Genomic DNA, 19,966 nt, shown 5'->3' with positions numbered 1-19,966 from the left:
GGCGCCCGAACGCTCGAAGGGGAGCACCATGGCCACCAAGCCCCCGACCGGTGACCCGGTCCAGGACGCCCCGCGGATCGACGCGGTCCAGCACGCCGCCGCCGGCCTGCCCGCGGTCGCCCACACCCTGCGCACCGCGCGGCAGCAGATGGGCGTCCGCCGCACCGCGCAGACGCTCCTCAAGGTCAACCAGAAGGACGGTTTCGACTGCCCCGGCTGCGCCTGGCCCGAGGGCGACAAGCGCCACACCGCCGAATTCTGCGAGAACGGCGCCAAGGCCGTCGCGGAGGAAGCCACCCTGCGCCGCGTCACCCCCGACTTCTTCGCCGCCCACCCGGTCGCCGAGCTCGCCACCCGCAGCGGCTACTGGCTCGGCCAGCAGGGCCGTATCACCCAGCCCGTGTACCTCCCCGACGGCGCCGACCGGTACGAGGCCGTCACCTGGGAACGCGCCTTCGAGATCATCGCCGAGGAGCTCACCGCCCTCACGACGCCGGACGAGGCGCTCTTCTACACCTCGGGCCGCACCAGCAACGAGGCCGCCTTCCTCCTCCAGCTCTTCGCCCGCGAATTCGGCACCAACAACCTGCCCGACTGCTCCAACATGTGCCACGAGTCGTCCGGCTCCGCCCTCACCGAGACCATCGGCGTCGGCAAGGGCAGCGTCAGCCTCGAGGACCTCCACCAGGCCGACCTGATCATCGTCGCCGGCCAGAACCCCGGCACCAACCACCCCCGGATGCTCTCCGCCCTGGAGAAGGCCAAGGCCGGCGGCGCGAGGATCATCTCGGTGAACCCGCTCCCCGAAGCCGGACTCGAACGGTTCAAGAACCCCCAGACCGCCCGCGGCATGCTCAAGGGCGCCACCCTCACGGACCTCTTCCTCCAGATCCGCATCGGCGGCGACCAGGCCCTCTTCCGCCTGCTGAACAAGCTGGTCATCGAAGCCGGCGCCGTCGACACCGCCTTCGTCACCGAGCACACCCACGGGTACGACGACCTCGCCGAAGCCGCCCGCGCCGCCGACTGGGACGAGACCCTCGCCGCCACCGGGCTCGACCGCGAAAGCGTCGAACAGGCACTCGCGATGATCCTCGCCTCCGAGCGCACCATCGTCTGCTGGGCCATGGGCCTCACCCAGCACAAGCACTCGGTGCCGACCATCCGCGAAGTCGTCAACCTCCTCCTGCTGCGCGGCAGCATCGGCAGGCCGGGCGCGGGCGTGTGCCCCGTCCGCGGCCATTCCAACGTCCAGGGCGACCGCACCATGGGCATCTTCGAACGCCCCGCCCCCGCCTTCCTCGACGCCCTCGACCGGGAATTCGGCATCACCTCGCCCAGGCACCACGGCTACGACGTGGTGCGGTCCATCCAGGCGCTGCGCGACGGCGACGCCAAGGTCTTCTTCGCCATGGGCGGAAACTTCGTCGCCGCCACCCCCGACACCACGGTCACCGAGGCCGCCATGCGCCGCGCCCGGCTCACCGTCCACGTCTCCACCAAGCTCAACCGCTCGCACGTGGTCACCGGCACCCGCGCCCTGATCCTCCCGACGCTCGGACGCACCGACAAGGACGTCCAGGCCGGCAAGAAGCAGTTCGTCACCGTCGAGGACTCCATGGGCATGGTCCACTCCTCACGCGGCAACCTGACCCCCGCGAGCCCCCACCTGCTCTCCGAACCCGCCATCGTCGCCCGCATGGCCCGTGCCGTCCTGGGCGCCGCCTCCACCACCCCGTGGGAGGACTTCGAGAGGGACTACGCGACGATCCGCGACCGCATCTCCCGCGTCGTCCCCGGCTTCGAGGACTTCAACGACCGAGTCGCCCGGCCGGGAGGCTTCACCCTCCCCCACGCCCCCCGCGACGAACGCCGCTTCCCCACCGCCACCGGCAAGGCCAACTTCACCGCCGCCCCCGTCGAGCACCCCGAACTCCCCGAAGGCCGCCTGCTCCTGCAGACCCTGCGCTCCCACGACCAGTACAACACCACGATCTACGGCCTCGACGACCGCTACCGGGGCATCAAGGGCGGTCGCCGCGTCGTCATGGTCAACCCCGAGGACGCCCACGCACTCGGGCTCGCCGACGGCGCCTACACCGACATCGTCAGCGAGTGGAGGGACGGCACCGAACGCCGCGCTCCCGGCTTCCGCGTCGTCCACTACCCCACCGCCCGGGGCTGCGCCGCCGCCTACTACCCGGAGACCAACGTCCTGGTCCCCCTCGACGCCACCGCCGACACCAGCAACACCCCGGCCAGCAAGTCACTCGTCGTCCGGTTCGAGACGCCCCCGCTCGGCTAAGCACCCGCTCAGCCGTCTGATAAGAACAGTGCACACAGCAACGAACACCCGCACACGATCGGAGCCGGACTCCATGGGCGAGCAGACCGCACCCACGTTCCCGCAGGAGATCATCGACGAGTACGCGGCACTCGGCGTCGACCTCCCGGCACTCTTCTCCGCCGGACACCTCGGCGAGCGCATGGGCGTAAGGATCACCGAGGCGTCCGCCGACCGGGTCGTCGGCACCATGCCCGTCGAGGGAAACACCCAGCCCTACGGCCTCCTGCACGGCGGTGCCTCCGCCGTCCTCGCCGAGACCCTCGGCTCCGTCGGCTCCATGCTCCACGGCGGACCCGGCAAGATCGCCGTCGGCGTCGACCTGAACTGCACCCACCACCGCGGCGTCCGCAACGGCCTCGTCACGGGCACCGCCATCCCCGTCCACCGCGGGCGCTCCACGGCGACCTACGAGATCGTCATCACCGACGAGCACGACAAGCGGGTCTGCACCGCTCGCCTGACCTGTCTGCTCCGGGACGCTCCCAGCCCCACCGCGGCCTGACCGGACCGCCCCAACTCCCCACTGCCCGGCCGGAATGCACACCGCATTCCGGACCGGGCAGACCCATATCCGAAGCAGGAGGGTCGAGTTGGTGGACACGCACGGTCAACACCCCTGAATCCCCAACTCCGTTCCGCGCGCAGCCCCAACAGCGACCTCGCCGCCTCGGCACCCCGGACGGATCGCACCGATGTAACACTGCGTAACACGTGTGCAATACACGCAAAACGTCGCGCCACCCCGTCCTGACCGCCGCGCCGAACCCCACACGCCCGAAGCGCCCCGATTCGCGCGACAGCACCAAGATCACCCCAAGCCCCTTAGCAGAGCTGGGCGTTCTCACGATGCGGTCATCCCGCACCCGGCGCAAAAGCCGTACACCTCCACACTGCGGCCAACAAGCCTTCCCCACGGCATAACAAGACAGTCACATCATCACCGGACCCATCCCGCACCCCCGCACCTCGCCATAGAGTCACGGCCAGTCACCGCGCCGCCGGGCGCGTCTGCTGCACGGCCCTGAATCGACCAGTACGGCCCGGCGATCGTCACGGCACCTCAGCAGAGGAGGCCGCGCCAGGGAAAGGACCTTTCGTGCGACACCGTTCTTTGCTCATCCTCACCACAGTGCTCACCACAGGCGCACTGACACTCACCGCCTGCGGATCGCGCGACGACGACTCCAAGAGCAGCGGCAGCGGCGACACCCAGACCGTCGTCATCGGTGTCGACGCACCCCTGACCGGCGACCTCTCCGCCCTCGGCCTCGGCATCAAGAACTCCGCCGACCTCGCCGTGAAGACCGCCAACAAGGACAAGACCGTCCCCGGCATCAAGTTCGAGCTCCAGGCACTCGACGACCAGGCCCAGCCCTCCGTCGGCCAGCAGAACGCCCAGAAGTTCATCGGCAACAAGGACCTCCTCGGCGTCGTCGGCCCCCTGAACTCCGGCGTCGCCCAGTCGATGCAGAAGCCCTTCACCGACGCCAAGCTCACCGAGGTCTCCCCGGCCAACACCGGCACCGAGCTGACCCAGGGCAACAACTGGAAGACCGGCGACAAGAAGCGGCCGTACGCCGCCTACTTCCGCACCGCCACCACCGACGCCATCCAGGGCGCGTTCGCCGCGAACTACCTGTTCAAGAACGCGAACATCAAGGACGTCTACCTCATCGACGACCAGAAGCCCTACGGCGCCGGCCTCGCCGCCTCCTTCAAGACCACCTTCACCGAGCTCGGCGGCAAGATCGTCGGAACCGACCACATCAACCCCGACGACCGCGACTTCAACTCCGTCGTCACCAAGGTCAAGAGCTCCGGCGCCAAGGCCGTCTACTACGGCGGCGAGTACCCCGCCGGCGCGCCCCTGAGCCAGCAGCTCAAGGACAGCGTCAAGATCCCCCTCATGGGCGGCGACGGCATGTACAGCGCCGACTTCATCAAGCTCAACAAGAAGGCCGAAGGCGACATCGCCACCTCGGTCGGCAAGCCCGTCGAAGAGCTCGACTCCGCCAAGAAGTTCATCGCGGACTACGAGGCCGCCGGGTACAAGGACGCCTACGAGGCGTACGGCGGCGGCACCTACGACGCCACCTGGGCCATCATCGAGGCCGTCAAGGCCGTTGTCGCCGACAACGACGGCAAGCTCCCCGAGGACGCCCGCACCAAGGTCCTCGACGCCATGGCCGAGGTCAAGTTCGACGGTGTCACCGGCCCCGTCTCCTTCGACGAGTACGGCGACACCACCAACACCATGATGACCGCCTACCAGGTCACCGGCGGCAAGTGGACGTCCAAGCTCAGCGAAGCCGTCAAGTAGGACCCCGGGCCCCCGCCCCCACAGCGCAACGCAAACAGACCGCGCGGGAGCGCTACGAGCGCTCCCGCGCGGTGCCATATCCGAACCACTCCACGGAGGCCCTGCGGTGAACGAACTGCCGCAACAGCTGGCCAATGGACTCATCCTCGGCGCGATGTACGGTCTCATCGCGATCGGCTACACGATGGTCTACGGAATCATCCAGCTCATCAACTTCGCACACGGCGAGATCTTCATGATCGGAGGCTTCGGAGCCCTCACGGTCTACCTCGGGCTTCCGTCCGGACTCTCGCTCCTCGCCGCGATACCCCTCATGATCGCCGGCGGAGTCATCTGCTCCGTCGCCGTCAGCGTCGCCGCCGAACGCTTCGCCTACCGGCCCCTGCGCACCGCGCCACGCCTCGCCCCCCTCATCACCGCCATCGGCCTCTCCCTCGCACTCCAGCAGGCCGTCTGGATGTGGTACCCCGACGCCACCAAGGACCGCTCCTTCCCCCAGTTCAAGGGCGAAGCGATCGACATCTTCGGCGCCCACATCCAGCGCGGCGACCTCTTCGTCCTCATCGCCGCACCCGTCTGCATGCTCGCCCTCGGCCTCTTCGTCTCCAAGACCCGCGCCGGCCGCGGCATGCAGGCCACCTCGCAGGACCCCGACACCGCCAAGCTCATGGGCATCAACACCGACCGCATCATCGTCATGGCCTTCGCCATCGGTGCCGCGTTCGCCGCCGTCGCCGCCGTCGCCTACGGGCTGAAGAACGGCCAGATCGGCTTCCGCATGGGCTTCATCATGGGCCTCAAGGCCTTCACCGCCGCCGTACTCGGCGGCATCGGCAACATCTACGGCGCCATGCTCGGCGGAGTCGTCCTCGGCATCGCCGAAGCACTCGCCACCGGCTACATGAGCGACGTGCCCGGCATGGAACTCTTCGGAGGCGGCGCCTGGAAGGACGTCTGGGCCTTCGCCCTCCTCATCCTCGTCCTCCTCATACGCCCGCAAGGCCTGCTGGGCGAACGCGTCGCGGACAGGGCGTGATACCGATGACCACCACGACCCCGACCACGCACACCGCCCTGCTCCCCCTGCCCACCACGGCAGCCCGCGCCGCCACCACCACCGGCGCCGCACTCGCCCTCATCGGCACCTTCCTCGCCTGGACCTACACCGACACCTTCCCCGGCGACCTCACCGTCACCGGCTACCCCGGCGGCCTCCAGGTCCTCACCCTCATCAGCGCGGCACTCACCCTGCTCCTCGCCCTCTCCGGCTACGGAATCAAGGGCCTGCGCTGGCTCACCCCCGGCGGCACCAACAGCCCCGTCCGGCTCGCAGCCCTCGGCACCTTCCTCACCACCGCCTACACCGTCGTCGCCGTCGTCGTCACCAAGGACGACAACGGCAACCTCCTCGGACTGATCGAACTCGAGCCCGGCGCCTGGGTCAGCCTCGTCGGCTCGCTCCTCGCCGTCGTCGCGGCCCTCGGGCTCCCCGACGACCAGCCCCAGGACGACACCGCGACCCGCAACGCACTCCAGCGATTCCGCGACAGCCTCCGCGCACCGGCACCCGCCCGCGCCGAGGCACTCCCCTCCTGGGCCGAAATCCTCATCATCGCCGCCGCGTTCGGCGTCGCCCTGTACGTCTTCACCTACGGCATCGACACCGAGTACGCCGAGCTCTTCATCGGCTACGTCATCGCCGTCGCCTTCGGCTTCACGGCACTCAGCCGCGCCGGCCTCGTCGCCCGCGTCACCGCGCTGACCTCCAAGCACCGCAACGTCACACTCGCCGCCGCACTCGTCGCAGCCTTCTGCTTCCCCTTCACCCAGCAGAACGAGGAATACGCCCTCATCGGCGCCAACATCCTCATCTTCGCGACCGTCGCACTCGGCCTCAACGTCGTCGTCGGCCTGGCCGGTCTCCTGGACCTCGGCTACGTCGCCTTCCTCGGCGTCGGCGCCTACGCCGCGGCACTCGTCTCCGGCAGCCCCCTCTCCCCCGTCGGCGTCCAGTTCCCCTTCTGGGCCGCCGTCCTCACCGGAGCCGCCGCGTCCCTCGTGTTCGGCGTCGTCATCGGCGCCCCGACACTGCGGCTCCGCGGCGACTACCTCGCCATCGTCACCCTCGGATTCGGTGAGATCTTCCGGCTCACCGTCAACGCCCTCAACGGCGTCAGCGGCCCCGACCTCACCAACGGCTCCCAGGGCATCCCCAGCATCCCCGACCTCAAGCTCCTCGGTTTCGACTTCGGAACCAGCCACGACGTCGGCGGATTCACCCTCGGCAGGTCGGCCAACTACTACCTGCTGATGCTGTTCTTCACCGCCGTCGTCGTCCTCGTCTTCCGACGCTCCGGAGAAAGCCGCATCGGCCGCGCCTGGGTCGCCATCCGCGAGGACGAGACGGCGGCCACCGCCATGGGCATCAACGCCTTCCGGCTCAAACTGCTCGCCTTCGCCCTCGGCGCCACCCTCGCCGGCCTCGCCGGAACCGTGCAGGCACACGTCTCCTACACGGTCACCCCCGAGCAGTACCAGTTCGCCGGATCCGTACCGCCCAACTCCGCGTTCCTCCTCGCCGCGGTCATCCTCGGCGGCATGGGAACCCTCAGCGGCCCCCTCGTCGGCGCCGCACTGCTCTACCTCATCCCGGCCAAGCTCCAGTTCATGCAGGACTACCAGCTCTTCCTCTTCGGAATCGCCCTCATCCTGCTCATGCGCTTCCGCCCCGAAGGCCTCGTCGCCGACCGCCGGAAGCAGCTCGAGTTCCACGAGACCGGCCAACTCGACGTCCCACCGGACACACCACTCACCGACGCGGCCGCCGGCACCACGAAGGCGGGGGCGTGACCACCATGACCACGACAGACACACCCACCACCGGCACCACCGTCCTCGACGCGAGCGGCGTCACCATGCGCTTCGGCGGCCTCACCGCCGTACGCGGCGTCGACCTCACCGTGAACAGCGGCGAGATCGTCGGCCTCATCGGACCCAACGGCGCCGGAAAGACCACCTTCTTCAACTGCCTCACCGGCCTCTACGTCCCGACCGAGGGCAAGGTCAGCTACAAGGGCACCGTCCTGCCGCCCAAGCCCCACCTCGTCACCCAGGCAGGCATCGCCCGTACCTTCCAGAACATCCGCCTCTTCGCCAACATGACCGTCCTGGAGAACGTCCTCGTCGGACGCCACACCAGGACCGAAGAAGGCCTCTGGTCCGCGCTCCTTCGCCTTCCCGGCTACAAGAAGGCCGAGAACGCCAGCCGCGAACGCTCCATGGAACTCCTCGAGTTCATCGGGCTCGCCGACAAGGCCGACCACCTCGCACGCAACCTCCCCTACGGAGACCAGCGCAAGCTGGAGATCGCCCGCGCCCTCGCCAGCGACCCCGGACTCCTCCTCCTGGACGAGCCCACCGCCGGCATGAACCCCCAGGAAACCCGCGTCACCGAAGAACTCATCTTCGCCATCCGGGACCAGGGCATCGCGGTACTCGTCATCGAGCACGACATGCGGTTCATCTTCAACCTCTGCGACCGCGTCGCCGTCCTCGTCCAGGGCGAGAAGCTCGTCGAGGGCACCGCACCCGTCGTCCAGGGCGACGAACGCGTCATCGCCGCCTACCTCGGCACTCCCTTCGAAGGCGCCCCCGGCGCCGAGGAGGCCGCCGAAGTCGCAGCGGCCGAGGCCACGGCGGCAGGCACGGGCGCCGGTGCCGGCACCGGCGAGGCGGACACCCCGGCCACCACCGCCACCACCACCACCACCGAGGAGGGGGACACCCGATGACCGCACTGCTCGAGGTCGAGGACCTCCGCGTCGCCTACGGCAAGATCGAAGCCGTCAAGGGCATCTCCTTCACCGTCGAAGCCGGCCAGGTGGTCACCCTCATCGGCACCAACGGCGCGGGCAAGACCACCACCCTGCGCACGCTCTCCGGACTCCTCAAGCCCGCCGGCGGCCGCATCCTCTTCGAGGGCAAGCCACTGGCAGGCGTCCCCGCACACAAGATCGTCTCCCTGGGCATCGCCCACTCCCCCGAGGGACGCCACATCTTCCCCCGGCTGACGATCGCCGAGAACCTCCTCCTCGGCGCCTACCTCCGCAAGGACAAGGCAGGCATCGAGAAGGACGTCCAACGCGCCTACGACCTCTTCCCCATCCTCGGGGAACGCCGGAGGCAGGCCGCCGGAACCCTCTCCGGAGGCGAACAGCAGATGCTCGCCATGGGACGCGCACTCATGTCCCAGCCCAAGCTGCTCATGCTCGACGAGCCCTCCATGGGACTCTCCCCGATCATGATGCAGAAGATCATGGAGACCATCGTCGAGCTCAAGGCCTCGGGCACCACCATCCTGCTCGTCGAGCAGAACGCCCAGGCCGCCCTCTCCCTCGCGGACCAGGGCCACGTCATGGAGGTCGGCAAGGTCGTCCTCTCCGGCACCGGCGCCGACCTCCTCCACGACGAATCGGTCCGCAAGGCCTACCTCGGCGAGGACTGACACGCCCGGCCGTACAAAAAAGAGGCCCGCACCCGGTTCACCCCGGGTGCGGGCCTCTCCGCTCTCCGTGCGCGGCTACTCGGCCGCCTTCTTCTTCTCCTCGGCATCCGCGATCAACGCCTCCGCCAACTGCTGCATCGACATCCGCCGGTCCATCGACGTCTTCTGGATCCACCGGAACGCCGCCGGCTCCGACAGCCCGTAGTCCGTCTGCAGAATGCTCTTCGCCCGGTCCACCAGCTTCCGCGTCTCCAGCCGCTGCGACAGGTCCGCGATCTCGCTCTCCAGCGCCTTCAGCTCCGCGAACCGGGACACGGCCATCTCGATGGCCGGAACCACATCACTCTTGCTGAACGGCTTCACCAGATACGCCATGGCCCCGGCGTCCCGCGCCCGCTCCACCAGATCCCGCTGCGAGAACGCCGTCAGCATCAGAACCGGGGCGATGGACTCCTCGGTGATCTTCTCGGCGGCCGAGATGCCGTCGAGGACCGGCATCTTCACATCGAGGATCACCAGGTCCGGGCGGTGCTCCCGAGCCAGTTCGACGGCCTGCTGCCCGTCCCCGGCCTCACCGACGACCGAGTAGCCCTCCTCCTCCAACATCTCCTTGAGGTCGAGGCGGATCAGCGCCTCGTCCTCGGCGATGACGACGCGGGTCGTCAGCGGCGGGACGTGCGACTTGTCGTCGTCGACGGCGTCTACGGGCTGGGGCGACTCGGGGGTGGTCACGGGGCTCCTCGGTATGGGGCAGGCGCTGCTGCGCAGCAGCCTACCTAGCTGCAACCCGATCCGGTCACCCGGTACACTGCGAAGCGCACCCAGCCGGGTTGGCGGAACGGCAGACGCTGATTGCTCAAACCAATCTGTCCGAAAGGACGTGCGGGTTCGAATCCCGCACCCGGCACACCTCCGAGAAGCGGATGCCGCGTCCCCGCGTGCATCCGCTTCCTGCTGCCCCCTGCCGCGCGTCGGCACTCGGAGTGGTGGTGTGGTCCTCCGCGGGACGGTGTTCCGGCGGAACGCACGTGCCCTTCTCAGGTCCGGGACGGACGGCGCCGAAGCCTTCGCCGGCGCGCTCACCCCCGTAGTGCCGGGTGGACGCTGTACCCGCCCTTGCCCGTCGGCAGCGACCCGTACGACGCCGCCGTAGCCCGACGGGCGTCCGTCGCTCCCATGGACGCTCACGTCGGGCCGAAGTACCGACGACCGCTACTTCGGGCTGTCGTCCTCGCCGATGTGGTGCACCCGGACCAGGTTCGTGGAGCCCGCGACCCCGGGCGGGGAGCCGGCGGTGATGACCACGATGTCGCCCTTCTCGCAACGGCCGATCCGCAGCAGTTCCTCGTCGACCTGGGCCACCATCGCGTCCGTCGAGTCCACGTGCGGCCCGAGGAAGGTCTCGACGCCCCACGTCAGGTTCAGCTGCGCGCGGGTGGCCGGGTCAGGGGTGAAGGCGAGCAGCGGGATCGGCGAGCGGTAGCGGGAGAGGCGCTTGACCGTGTCGCCGCTCTGGGTGAAGGCCACGAGGAACTTGGCGCCGAGGAAGTCGCCCATCTCGGCTGCCGCGCGGGCGACCGCGCCGCCCTGGGTGCGGGGCTTGTTGCGGTCGGTGAGGGGCGGGAGGCCCTTGGCGAGGATGTCCTCCTCGGCCGCCTCGACGATGCGGGCCATGGTGCGGACGGTCTCGATCGGGTACTTGCCGACGCTGGTCTCGCCGGAGAGCATCACGGCGTCGGTGCCGTCGATGACGGCGTTGGCGACGTCCGAGGCTTCGGCGCGGGTGGGCCGGGAGTTGTCGATCATCGAGTCGAGCATCTGGGTGGCGACGATGACCGGCTTGGCGTTGCGCTTGGCCAGCTTGATGGCCCGCTTCTGGACGATCGGGACCTGTTCGAGGGGCATTTCGACGCCGAGGTCGCCGCGGGCGACCATGATGCCGTCGAAGGCGGCGACGATGTCGTCGATGTTGTCGACGGCCTGGGGCTTTTCGACCTTGGCGATGACGGGGAGGTGGCGGTTCTCCTCCTTCATGACGCGGTGGACGTCCTCGATGTCGCGTCCGCTGCGTACGAAGGAGAGGGCGATGACGTCGGCTCCGGTGCGCAGGGCCCAGCGGAGGTCGTCGATGTCCTTCTCGGACAGCGCGGGAACGGAGACGGCGACTCCGGGGAGGTTGAGTCCCTTGTGGTCGGAGACCATGCCTCCTTCGATGACGATGGTGTGGACGCGGGGTCCGTCGACCTCGGTGACCTCGAGGGTGACGCGCCCGTCGTCGATGAGGATGCGTTCACCGGCGGTGACGTCGGCGGCGAGCCCCTGGTAGGTGGTGCCGCAGGCGGTGCGGTCGCCTTCCATGGGTTCGACGGTGATGGTGAAGTCGTCGCCGCGTTCAAGGAGTACGGGGCCTTCGGCGAAGCGGCCGAGGCGGATCTTCGGGCCTTGAAGGTCGGCGAGGATGCCGACGCTGCGGCCGGTTTCCTCGGATGCTCGGCGCACGCGGTGGTAGCGCTCTTCGTGTTCGGCGTAGGTGCCGTGGCTGAGGTTGAGGCGGGCGATGTCCATTCCCGCTTCCACGAGCGCTTTGATCTGCTCGTATGTGTCGGTTGCGGGTCCCAGGGTACAAACGATTTTCGCTCGGCGCATGATTCGAGCCTAGACCTTACCTGCGGGTAGGTAATTGTGTCCGCATGACTGGTCAACGGCCTTTACGTGAAGGGTTATTGACAACTGTTGAATTGTGCGACGGCGTGCTCCTTTGAGCGCGCGCCGGGGGTGGCGGGGTCGGGTGCGGCAGGCGCCCGGGTCATCAGATCGAAACCTGCGCGGGGTGTTGCCGGTGGGGGTGGCTGGGCCAGAATCTACGCGCGTTGTTCGATCGAGCGAGGAGTCAAGGATGTCGTTGAACCGCAGGGCGTTTCTGGGCAGTTCGGCCGTGGCCGGGGCGGGTGTGGCGCTGGCCGGCGGGGCCGGGGCGGGAACGGCGGTGGCCTCGGAGTCGAAGGGGCGTGGTCACGGGCGTCCGCCGAAGCGCTACTCGTTCACGGTGATGGGGACGACGGACCTGCACGGGAACGTCTTCAACTGGGACTACTTCACGGACAAGGAGTTCGACGACTCGGCGCACAACGACGTCGGCCTGGCGAAGATCTCGACGCTGGTGAACCGGATCCGCGAGGACCGGGGGCGCCGGAACACCCTGTTGATCGACGCGGGTGACACGATCCAGGGCACCCAGCTGTCGTACTACTACGCGAAGATCGATCCGATCACGGCGAAGCGCGGACCGGTGCATCCGATGGCGCAGGCGATGAACAGGATCGGCTACGACGCGGCGGCGCTGGGGAACCACGAGTTCAACTACGGCATTCCGGTGCTGCGGAAGTTCGAGGAGCAGTGTGATTTCCCGTTGCTGGGGGCGAATGCGCTGGATGCGAAGACGTTGCGGCCGGCGTTCGCCCCGTACGTCATCAAGCGGGTGCGTACTCCGCACGGCCGGGACGTGCGGGTGGCGGTCCTGGGGCTGACGAATCCGGGGATCGCGATCTGGGACAAGGCCAACGTGAGCGGGAAGATGGTGTTCCCGGGGCTGGAGGAGCAGGCCGCGAAGTGGGTTCCGAAGCTCCGCTCGATGGGTGCGGACGTGGTGATCGTCTCGGCGCACTCGGGCTCGTCGGGGACGTCGTCGTACGGTGACCAGCTGCCCTACGTGGAGAACGCGGCCGGCCTGGTGGCCGAGCAGGTACCGGGGATCGACGCGATCCTGGTGGGTCACGCGCACGCGGAGATCCCCGAGTACTTCGTGACCAACAAGCGGACGGGCAAGCGGGTCGTGCTCTCGGAGCCGCTCAAGTGGGGGCAGCGGCTGACCCTGTTCGACTTCGACCTGGTGTGGGAGAAGGGCCGTTGGGTGGTCGAGAAGGCCGGCGCCTCCGTGCTGAACTCGAACACGGTGGAGGAGGACCCGCGGATCACCTCGCTGCTCGCGGACGAGCACCGGGAGGTCGTGGCGTATGTGAACCAGGTGATCGGTACGTCGGTGGCGGCTATGACCACGGCCGACGCACCGTGGAAGGACGAGCCGGTCATCGACCTGATCAACCTGGTGCAGGCGGAGACGGTGAAGGGCGCTCTGGCGGGCGGGGAGTACGCGGCGCTTCCGGTGCTGTCGCAGGCCGCGTGTTTCTCACGTACGGCGGCGATTCCCGCGGGCGAGGTGACGATCAAGGATGCGGCGGGCCTGTACCCGTTCGAGAACACGCTGGAGGCACGGCTTCTGACGGGTGCCCAGCTGAAGGACTATCTGGAGTATTCGGCTCGGTACTACGTACAGACGGCCGCGGGTGCTCCGGTGGACACGTCGAAGGTGACGAATGCGGAGGGCATTCCGGATTACAACTATGACGTGGTGTCCGGGGTGACATATGACATCGATATCGCGAAGCCGGTGGGCTCGCGGATCGTGGGGCTGTCGTTCGGGGGTGCGCCGGTGGATCCGGCGGCGCAGTTCGTGTTCGCGGTGAACAACTACCGGGCGAGTGGCGGGGGCAATTTCCCGCATGTGCCGGGTGCGAAGCAGTTGTGGGCGAATTCGGACGAGATCCGGAACACGATCATCGGGTGGGTGAAGGCGAAGGGTTCGGTGGATCCGGCGGAGTTCGCCTCGGTGGACTGGCGTCTGACGCGGGATGGTGTGCCGGTGTTCTGAGGGGTGCGCTGATCCGGTGGCGGCCGTTCTCCTTCGGGAGGGCGGCCGCCGACGTGTCGGGGCGGGTTCAGTGGGTGGCGATGATCGCGCTGATCGCGACGAGTACGAGTCCTCCTGTGCTGATGACGATGCCGAAGTATCTGAAGTAGGAGCGGCCGACACCGTCCGTCTCGCTGAGGCCGAGATTGCCGGTCTGCTGTGCTTTGAGTTCGAGCGCGGCTCTTCGGCGAGCCAGGGTCGCGTCTATGGCGCCTCGGACGTCGAGAGCCCATCGTCCTCCGTATCCGACGGCGCCGATTCCGAGCAGTGCGATGAGGACGACGGCTCCGGTGGGGGTGGGGTCGCTCGCGGGTGATGCGGTGATGATCATGGTGGGCATCATGGCATCCGGTGGCGGTGGCGTGCAGGGGTTGCGGCCTGGGCTTTTCTGATTCGTGGTGTATGGGTCCGGGGTTCGGGGCGCTGGTCGAGACGAGTGCGAGTCGTCGGGCTGTCCGCCGCGTCAGTTGCCTTGTGCGAGGGGGGTGAGTGGGGTGCCCTGTCCGGGGACGGCGGGTGTGGTGCGGGGGCTGAGGCCGAAGGTGGTGAAGGCCGTCCGGCTGGGGAGGCGGTAGGGGGTGGCGCCGGTGAGGTGGTTGAGGATGGTGGCGCTGCGCCAGGCGGCGAGGCCGAGGTCGGGGGCGCCGACTCCGTGGGTGTGGCGTTCGGCGTTCTGGACGTAGATGTTGCCGGTGACCGCGGGGTCGAGGTCGAGGCGGAAGTCGGCGTGGATGCGAGGGCGTCCTCGGGTGTCGCGGCGGATGTGGGGGGTGATGCCGGTGAGGAGGGTGTCGAGGGGGCGTTCGCGGTAGCCGGTGGCGAGGACGACGGCGTCGGTGGTGAGGCGGGTGCGGGTGTTCTGCTGGGTGTGCTCGAGGTGGAGCTCGATCCGGTTGCCGGCGCCGGAGAGGCGGCCGGCGGTGCGGACGCTGACGCCCGGGGTGAGAGTGGCGTCGGGCCATCCGCCGTGGAGGGTGCGCCGGTAGAGCTCGTCGTGGATGGCGGCGATGGTGTCGGTGTCGATGCCTTTGTGGAGCTGCCACTGCTGGGGGACGAGTGTGTCGCGTACGTCTTCGGGGAGTGCGTGGAAGTAGTGGGTGTAGTCGGGGGTGAAGTGTTCGAGGCCGAGTTTCGAGTACTCCATGGGCGCGAACGCCTGGGTGCGGGCGAGCCAGTGGATCCTCTCGATGCCGCGGGGGCGGGCGCGCAGGAGGTCGAGGAAGATCTCGGCGCCTGACTGGCCGGAGCCGATGACGGTGATGTGGTCGGCCTTGAGGAGTCCTTCGCGGTGGTGGAGGTAGTCGGCGGAGTGGATGACGGGGACGCCGGGTGCTTCGGCGAGGGGGCGCAGGGGCTCGGGGATGAAGGGCGCGGTGCCGACGCCGAGGGCGATGTGACGGGTGCGGGTGCGGCCGTGTGCTTGGCCGTGGGGTCCTCGGTGGGTGTGCTCGACTTCGAAGAGCTGGTGGCCGGGGTTCCAGCTGACCGCGTCGACGTGGTGGTCGAAGTGGATGGTGGGGAGCTGTTCGCTGACCCAGCGGCAGTAGGCGTCGTACTCGGCGCGGTGGATGTGGAACTGCTCGGCGAAGTAGAAGGGGTAGAGACGGTCGCGGGTGCGGAGGTAGTTGAGGAAGGTCCAGGGGCTGGTGGGGTCGGCGAGGGTGGTGAGGTCGGCGAGGAAGGGGACTTGGAGGGTGGCGCCGTCGATGAGGAGGCCGGGGTGCCAGTGGAACGCGGGGCGCTGTTCGTAGAAGGCGGTGGTGAGGGGCTGCCGGCCGGGGGTGGTGGGGATGCCGTCGGCGAGGGCGGCGAGGGAGAGGTTGAAGGGGCCCAGGCCGATGCCGATGAGGTCGTGGGTCCGGTCGCCTTCGGGGGTGGTCCGGTCGCTCATCGGGGGGTGCTGCCTTCCGTGGTGGCGCGGGTGTGGGCGTGGGTGACGAGGGTGAGGAGTTGCCGCAGGTCGTCGGGGGTGGTGTGGGGGTTGAGGAGGGTGGCTTTGAGCCAGAGGCCGTCGGCGGTGCGGGCGCGGCCGAGGACGGCTCGGCCTTCGTCGAGGAGGGTGCGGCGGATGGTCGCGACGGTGGTGTCGTCGGTGTTCCTGGGGCGGAAGAGGACGGTGCTGATGGCGGGGCGGTCGTGGAGGTCGAGTGCCGGGTCTTCGTCGATGAGTGCGGCGAGCTGGTGTGCGGCGGCGATGGTGCGGTCGATGAGGTCGGCGAGTCCGTCGCGGCCGAGTGCCTGGAGGGTGACGGCGATCTTGAGTGCGTCGGGGCGGCGGGTGGTGCGGAGGGAGCGTCCGAGGAGGTCGGGGAGGCCGGCTTCGGTGTCGTCGTGGGCGTTGAGGTAGGGGGCGTGGTGGTGGAGGGGGTCGAGGTCGTGGTGGTGGGGTACGGCGAGGATTCCGGCGGATGCGGGCTGCCAGCCGAGTTTGTGCAGGTCGAGGGTGACGCTGTGGGCATGGTGGAGGCTGCGTAGGGCGTGGCGGTGGGTGGGGCTGAAGAGGAGGGGTCCTCCGTAGGCGGCGTCGATGTGGAGTTCGGCGTCGTGGGTGGTGGTGAGGTCCGCGATGTCGGTGAGGGAGTCGATCTGGCCGGTGTCGGTGGTACCAGCGGTGGCGGTGACGAGGAGGGGGCCGTGGTGGTGGGTGAGGGCGTGGTGGAGGGCGGTGGTGTCCATGACGCCGGTGGGGGCGGGGATGACGATGGGGCGGGGCAGGCCGAGGAGCCATGCGGCCCGGGTGATGCTGTGGTGGGCGTTCTCGGCGCAGATGGTCTGTACGGGGCCGTGGCGTTCGCGGGCGAGGAGCAGGGCGAGCTGGTTGGCTTCGGTGCCGCCGGTGGTGATGAGGGCGTCGGGCCGCTGGGTCTGGGGGTAGATCTCGGCGGCGAGCGCGGCGGTGAGGGTGGCTTCGAGGGCGGACGCGGCGGGGGCCTGGTCCCAGGAGTCCATGGAGGGGTTGAGAGCGGAGGCGGCGAGGTCGGCTGCCGCGGCGAGGGCGAGGGGCGGGGTGTGGAGGTGGGCGGCGCAGTGGGGGTGTGCGGGGTCGGCGGCGCCTTCGGCCAGGGCGGTGACGAGGGTGCGCAGGGCCTGGTGGGGGCCGGTGCCGTGGTCGGGGATGAGGGGTGTGGTGGTGAGTTGGAGGTGCCGGTCGACGGTCTGGGGGCCGCCGGTGGGGAGGGGGCCGTTTCTGCGGGTGGCACCTTCGTGGAGCGCGGTGAGGACGGTGTCGAGGAGGGGGCGCAGGTGGGTGGGGCCTGCGGTGCCTCCGGCGAGGGGTGGGGTGGGCATGGGCGGTGTGGTCCTTCGGGTGCGCGGGGCGGTGGGGCCAGCTTGTCCGGATTGCGGAGGGGGCGGCCGAAGAGCCCAACGATCTGAACCCGAAAGGGGTACTGGGGTGTGGTGTGGGGGCGTGGGCGGCGGTGGGGCTGGTATGGGCGTTCGTGGTTCGCATGGGTGTGCCCGGCCTCCTGGTGGGGGCCGGGCACGGTGGTGGGGTGTGTTCCGGGTCAGTGGGCTTCGCGTACGGCGAGGGCGCGGCGGAGGTCGTCGATCTGGTCGGTGAGTTTGCGCCGGAGGGCGGGGGTGAGTGCGGGGTTGGCCAGGGCTTGTTCGCCGAGTTCGACGGTGCGGGGGTCGACGGCGTGGGCGGGGAAGGCGTGTCGTCCGGCGGCCTCGGCGATGGCGGGTCCGCGGCGTGCGGCGAGGGCGATGGCGTCGGGGAAGTACCGGCTGGTGTAGGGGTGGAGGAGTTCGGTCTGCTCGGGTTGCCAGAAGCCCTGGGCGGTGGCGGTGAAGAGGTAGTTGGACAGGGTGTCGTCGGTGAACATGGCGTGCCAGGCGGCTTGTTTGGCTTCGGGGGTGGGGAGGGCGGCGCGGCAGCGGGCTGCGCCTTCCTGGCCGGTGGCGCTGGGGTCGTGGTCGAGTTCGCGGGCGATGGCCGCTTCGTCGGTGGCCCCGAGGACGGCGAGGCGGGTGAGGATGCGCCAGCGGAGTTCGGGGTCGAGTTCGGGTCCGCCGGGGACGGTTCCTTCGCGCAGCCAGTCCTGGATGGTGTCGGGCTGGGTGGCGGCGTCGATGAAGTGGCGTACGGCGGTGAGGCGGAGGCCGGGGTCGGGGCTGTCGGGTGTGGCCGCGTGGTGTTGTTCCCAGTCCTTGGCGGTGAGTCCTTCGGTGCGGCGGAGGAGGTCCCGGCAGAGGGCCGTGAGGGTGGTGAGGGCGGTGGGGCGGTCCTCGGGTGTGAGGTAGCGGTCGGCGATGTGGGTGGTGGCGAAGCCGAGGACGCCCTGGACGAGGGCGAGGTCGGTTTCGTAGGGGAGGTGGGTGCGGGCGGCGGTGAGGTGGACGGTGGGGTGGAGGAGGCCGTCGCGGACCATGTCGCGGGCGGTGTTCCAGACGAGTGCGCGGGTGAGGCCGTCGGGGATGCCGGAGAGGTGGGTGAGGGCGGTGTTCCAGGAGTGGGGGTCGAGGCGGATCTTGGCGTAGGTGAGGTCGTTGTCGTTGATGACGACGAGGTCGGGGCGGTTGCCGGGTCGGGTGGTGGGTGTCTTCTGGGGGATGTCGATGTCGAAGCGGTCGCGCAGGACGAGTTGTTCGGCGCCGGTGAGCGTGTCGAGGCTGTGGTCGTAGGCGCCGGCGGTGATGCGGTGGGGGCGTTCTCCGTCGTGGTCGACGGTGAGGGTCCAGTTGTTGTCGGCGTTCTCGGTGTGTGCGCTGAGGGTGTCGATGCCGGTGGTGCGGAGCCAGGCGGTGGCCCAGGTGTGTACGTCGCGGTCGGTGGCGCCGGCGAGGTTGTCGATGAAGTCGGCGAGGGTGGCGTTGGCGAACTTGTGGCGGGCGAAGTGGGTGTTGATCCCGGCGAGGAAGTCCTTCTCGCCGAGCCAGGCGACGAGTTGGCGCAGCGCCGAGGCGCCCTTGGCGTAGCTGATGCCGTCGAAGTTGAGGAGGGCGGAGGCGGTGTCGTTGACGGCGTCGGGGGCTACGGGGTGGGTGGTGGGGCGTTGGTCGGCGTCGTAGCCCCAGCCCTTGCGGGCGACGGCGAAGTCGGTCCAGGTGTCGGTGAAGCGGGTGGCTTCGGTGAGGGTCTGGTAGCCCATGTACTCGGCGAAGGACTCGTTGAGCCAGATGTCGTCCCACCAGGTGAGGGTGACGAGGTCGCCGAACCACATGTGGGCCATCTCGTGGGCGATGACCATGGCGCGGGTCTGGCGCTCGGTGTCGGTGACGGCGGAGCGGTAGATGAATTCGTCGCGGAAGGTGACGAGTCCGGGGTTCTCCATGGCGCCGGCGTTGAATTCGGGGACGAAGGCCTGGTCGTAGGAGTCGAAGGGGTAGGGTTCGTCGAATTTCTCGTGGTAGCGGTCGTAGCAGGCGCGGGTGATGCCGAGGATCTCGTCCGCGTCGGTGTCGAGGTGGGGGGCGAGGGAGCGGCGGCAGTGGATGCCGAAGGGGATGCCGGCGTGGTGGGTGGTGATGCTGTGCCAGGGGCCCGCGGCGATGGCGACGAGGTAGGTGGAGACGGGTGGCGTGGGGGCGATGGTCCAGTGGCCCCGGGTGACCTGGGTGGCGGTGCCGTTGCCGAGGACGGTCCAGGTGGGGGGTGCGGTGACGGTGATGTGGAAGACGGATTTGAGGTCGGGTTGGTCGAAGGCCGCGAAGACGCGCTGGACGTCGTCGAGGAAGAGTTGGGTGTAGACGTAGGTTTCGCCGTCGGCGGGGTCGGTGAAGCGGTGCATGCCTTCGCCGGTGCGGGAGTAGCGCATGGTGGCGTCGACGGTGATTTCGTGGGTGCCCGGGGTGACGCCTTCGAGGGGGTAGCGGTTTCCGTCGAGGCGTCCGGGGTCGAGGGGGTGTCCGTCGAGGCTCAGGGAGCGCAGGGTTTCCGGCTTGATCTCGACGAAGGTGTCTCCGGTGGTGTGTGCCGTGAACCGGATGACGGTGCGGGAGTCGAAGGTCTCCTCGCCGGTGGTGAGGTCGAGGTCGACGGAGTAGCTGTGCACGTCGAGGAGCTTGGCGCGGGTCTGCGCTTCGTTGCGCGTCAGTACGGACATG

General features: G+C 69.0%; 14 protein-coding genes, 1 tRNA gene and 1 pseudogene. 10 read left to right on the top strand and 6 right to left on the bottom strand.

Translation table 11 applies throughout. The features are described 5' to 3' along the window. Positions 1-28: 28 nt before the first annotated feature. From ACFXOA_RS10345 to ACFXOA_RS10315, 7 genes are all read left to right on the top strand, one after another. The gene (locus tag ACFXOA_RS10345; protein WP_385024659.1) at positions 29-2,305 is read left to right on the top strand and encodes an FdhF/YdeP family oxidoreductase; all 2,277 of its coding nucleotides are present in this window, start codon (positions 29-31) and stop codon (positions 2,303-2,305) included. 73 nt (positions 2,306-2,378) lie between these two features. After that, positions 2,379-2,849, top strand: a complete 471-nt coding sequence (locus ACFXOA_RS10340; protein ID WP_385024657.1) for a PaaI family thioesterase — start codon at positions 2,379-2,381, stop codon at positions 2,847-2,849. A gap of 609 nt (positions 2,850-3,458) precedes the next feature. Continuing rightward, positions 3,459-4,667: a branched-chain amino acid ABC transporter substrate-binding protein gene (locus ACFXOA_RS10335; protein ID WP_385024770.1), complete on the top strand. Its 1,209-nt coding sequence runs from the start codon at positions 3,459-3,461 to the stop codon at positions 4,665-4,667. Positions 4,668-4,773: 106 nt separating this feature from the next. Further along, positions 4,774-5,703 carry a branched-chain amino acid ABC transporter permease gene (locus ACFXOA_RS10330; protein WP_385024655.1) on the top strand — a complete coding sequence of 310 codons (930 nt, stop codon included), beginning with the start codon at positions 4,774-4,776 and terminating at the stop codon, positions 5,701-5,703. A gap of 5 nt (positions 5,704-5,708) precedes the next feature. Continuing rightward, positions 5,709-7,517: a branched-chain amino acid ABC transporter permease gene (locus ACFXOA_RS10325; RefSeq protein ID WP_385024653.1), complete on the top strand. Its 1,809-nt coding sequence runs from the start codon at positions 5,709-5,711 to the stop codon at positions 7,515-7,517. Positions 7,518-7,522: 5 nt separating this feature from the next. Further along, the gene (locus ACFXOA_RS10320; protein ID WP_385024651.1) at positions 7,523-8,458 is read left to right on the top strand and encodes an ABC transporter ATP-binding protein; all 936 of its coding nucleotides are present in this window, start codon (positions 7,523-7,525) and stop codon (positions 8,456-8,458) included. Continuing rightward, a complete protein-coding gene (locus ACFXOA_RS10315) occupies positions 8,455-9,171 on the top strand; it encodes an ABC transporter ATP-binding protein (protein ID WP_385024649.1) in 717 nt (238 codons plus the stop codon). Before ACFXOA_RS10320 ends, ACFXOA_RS10315 begins: the two co-directional genes overlap by 4 nt. Positions 9,172-9,246: 75 nt before the next feature. Here ACFXOA_RS10315 and ACFXOA_RS10310 read toward each other — a convergent pair whose 3' ends face one another. Further along, the gene (locus ACFXOA_RS10310) at positions 9,247-9,903 is read right to left on the bottom strand and encodes an ANTAR domain-containing response regulator (RefSeq protein ID WP_385024647.1); all 657 of its coding nucleotides are present in this window, start codon (positions 9,901-9,903) and stop codon (positions 9,247-9,249) included. A gap of 92 nt (positions 9,904-9,995) precedes the next feature. Between ACFXOA_RS10310 and ACFXOA_RS10305 the strand changes: the two genes are divergently transcribed. Next, positions 9,996-10,078: transfer RNA gene (locus tag ACFXOA_RS10305), tRNA-Leu, on the top strand. A 191-nt stretch (positions 10,079-10,269) separates the two neighbouring features. Next, positions 10,270-10,374: pseudogene (locus tag ACFXOA_RS10300) on the top strand (transcriptional regulator); the annotation flags it as partial. A 9-nt stretch (positions 10,375-10,383) separates the two neighbouring features. Here ACFXOA_RS10300 and pyk read toward each other — a convergent pair. Further along, a complete protein-coding gene (gene pyk, locus ACFXOA_RS10295; protein WP_385024645.1) occupies positions 10,384-11,817 on the bottom strand; it encodes a pyruvate kinase in 1,434 nt (477 codons plus the stop codon). Positions 11,818-12,067: 250 nt separating this feature from the next. Between pyk and ACFXOA_RS10290 the strand changes: the two genes are divergently transcribed. Beyond that, complete coding sequence (locus ACFXOA_RS10290; protein WP_385024643.1) at positions 12,068-13,879, top strand: bifunctional metallophosphatase/5'-nucleotidase; 1,812 nt, start codon at positions 12,068-12,070, stop codon at positions 13,877-13,879. Between the two features lie 67 nt (positions 13,880-13,946). Here ACFXOA_RS10290 and ACFXOA_RS10285 read toward each other — a convergent pair whose 3' ends face one another. The 4 genes from ACFXOA_RS10285 to pepN all read right to left on the bottom strand — a co-directional run bounded on the left by ACFXOA_RS10285 (position 13,947) and on the right by pepN (position 19,965). Then, positions 13,947-14,249, bottom strand: coding sequence for a hypothetical protein (locus ACFXOA_RS10285; RefSeq protein WP_385024641.1), 303 nt, complete (start codon positions 14,247-14,249; stop codon positions 13,947-13,949). Positions 14,250-14,381: 132 nt separating this feature from the next. Then, a complete protein-coding gene (locus tag ACFXOA_RS10280) occupies positions 14,382-15,809 on the bottom strand; it encodes a lysine N(6)-hydroxylase/L-ornithine N(5)-oxygenase family protein (RefSeq protein WP_385024639.1) in 1,428 nt (475 codons plus the stop codon). Further along, positions 15,806-17,206 carry a pyridoxal phosphate-dependent decarboxylase family protein gene (locus ACFXOA_RS10275; protein ID WP_385024637.1) on the bottom strand — a complete coding sequence of 467 codons (1,401 nt, stop codon included), beginning with the start codon at positions 17,204-17,206 and terminating at the stop codon, positions 15,806-15,808. The genes ACFXOA_RS10280 and ACFXOA_RS10275 overlap by 4 nt, the downstream gene beginning before the upstream one ends. Positions 17,207-17,424: 218 nt before the next feature. Further along, the gene (pepN, locus tag ACFXOA_RS10270; RefSeq protein ID WP_385024635.1) at positions 17,425-19,965 is read right to left on the bottom strand and encodes an aminopeptidase N; all 2,541 of its coding nucleotides are present in this window, start codon (positions 19,963-19,965) and stop codon (positions 17,425-17,427) included. Position 19,966 lies beyond the last annotated feature (1 nt).

Origin of the sequence: Streptomyces sp. NPDC059166, assembly GCF_042755185.1 — a bacterium.
Classification (GTDB): Bacteria; Actinomycetota; Actinomycetes; order Streptomycetales; family Streptomycetaceae; genus Streptomyces.
The sequence above is the reverse complement of the archived record's forward strand: the minus strand, read 5'-3'. Positions and strand labels throughout refer to the sequence as shown.

What these genes read in the sequence shown, in the direction of transcription:
- ACFXOA_RS10345 (WP_385024659.1), top strand. Translation starts at nt 29, where the DNA reads ATGGCCACCAAGCCCCCGACCGGTGACCCGGTCCAGGACGCCCCGCGG.
- ACFXOA_RS10340 (WP_385024657.1), top strand. Translation starts at nt 2,379, where the DNA reads ATGGGCGAGCAGACCGCACCCACGTTCCCGCAGGAGATCATCGACGAG.
- ACFXOA_RS10325 (WP_385024653.1), top strand. Translation starts at nt 5,709, where the DNA reads ATGACCACCACGACCCCGACCACGCACACCGCCCTGCTCCCCCTGCCC.
- ACFXOA_RS10320 (WP_385024651.1), top strand. Translation starts at nt 7,523, where the DNA reads ATGACCACGACAGACACACCCACCACCGGCACCACCGTCCTCGACGCG.
- ACFXOA_RS10315 (WP_385024649.1), top strand. Translation starts at nt 8,455, where the DNA reads ATGACCGCACTGCTCGAGGTCGAGGACCTCCGCGTCGCCTACGGCAAG.
- pyk (WP_385024645.1), bottom strand. Translation starts at nt 11,817, where the DNA reads ATGCGCCGAGCGAAAATCGTTTGTACCCTGGGACCCGCAACCGACACA.
- ACFXOA_RS10290 (WP_385024643.1), top strand. Translation starts at nt 12,068, where the DNA reads ATGTCGTTGAACCGCAGGGCGTTTCTGGGCAGTTCGGCCGTGGCCGGG.
- ACFXOA_RS10285 (WP_385024641.1), bottom strand. Translation starts at nt 14,249, where the DNA reads ATGATCATCACCGCATCACCCGCGAGCGACCCCACCCCCACCGGAGCC.
- ACFXOA_RS10280 (WP_385024639.1), bottom strand. Translation starts at nt 15,809, where the DNA reads ATGAGCGACCGGACCACCCCCGAAGGCGACCGGACCCACGACCTCATC.
- ACFXOA_RS10275 (WP_385024637.1), bottom strand. Translation starts at nt 17,206, where the DNA reads ATGCCCACCCCACCCCTCGCCGGAGGCACCGCAGGCCCCACCCACCTG.
- pepN (WP_385024635.1), bottom strand. Translation starts at nt 19,965, where the DNA reads ATGTCCGTACTGACGCGCAACGAAGCGCAGACCCGCGCCAAGCTCCTC.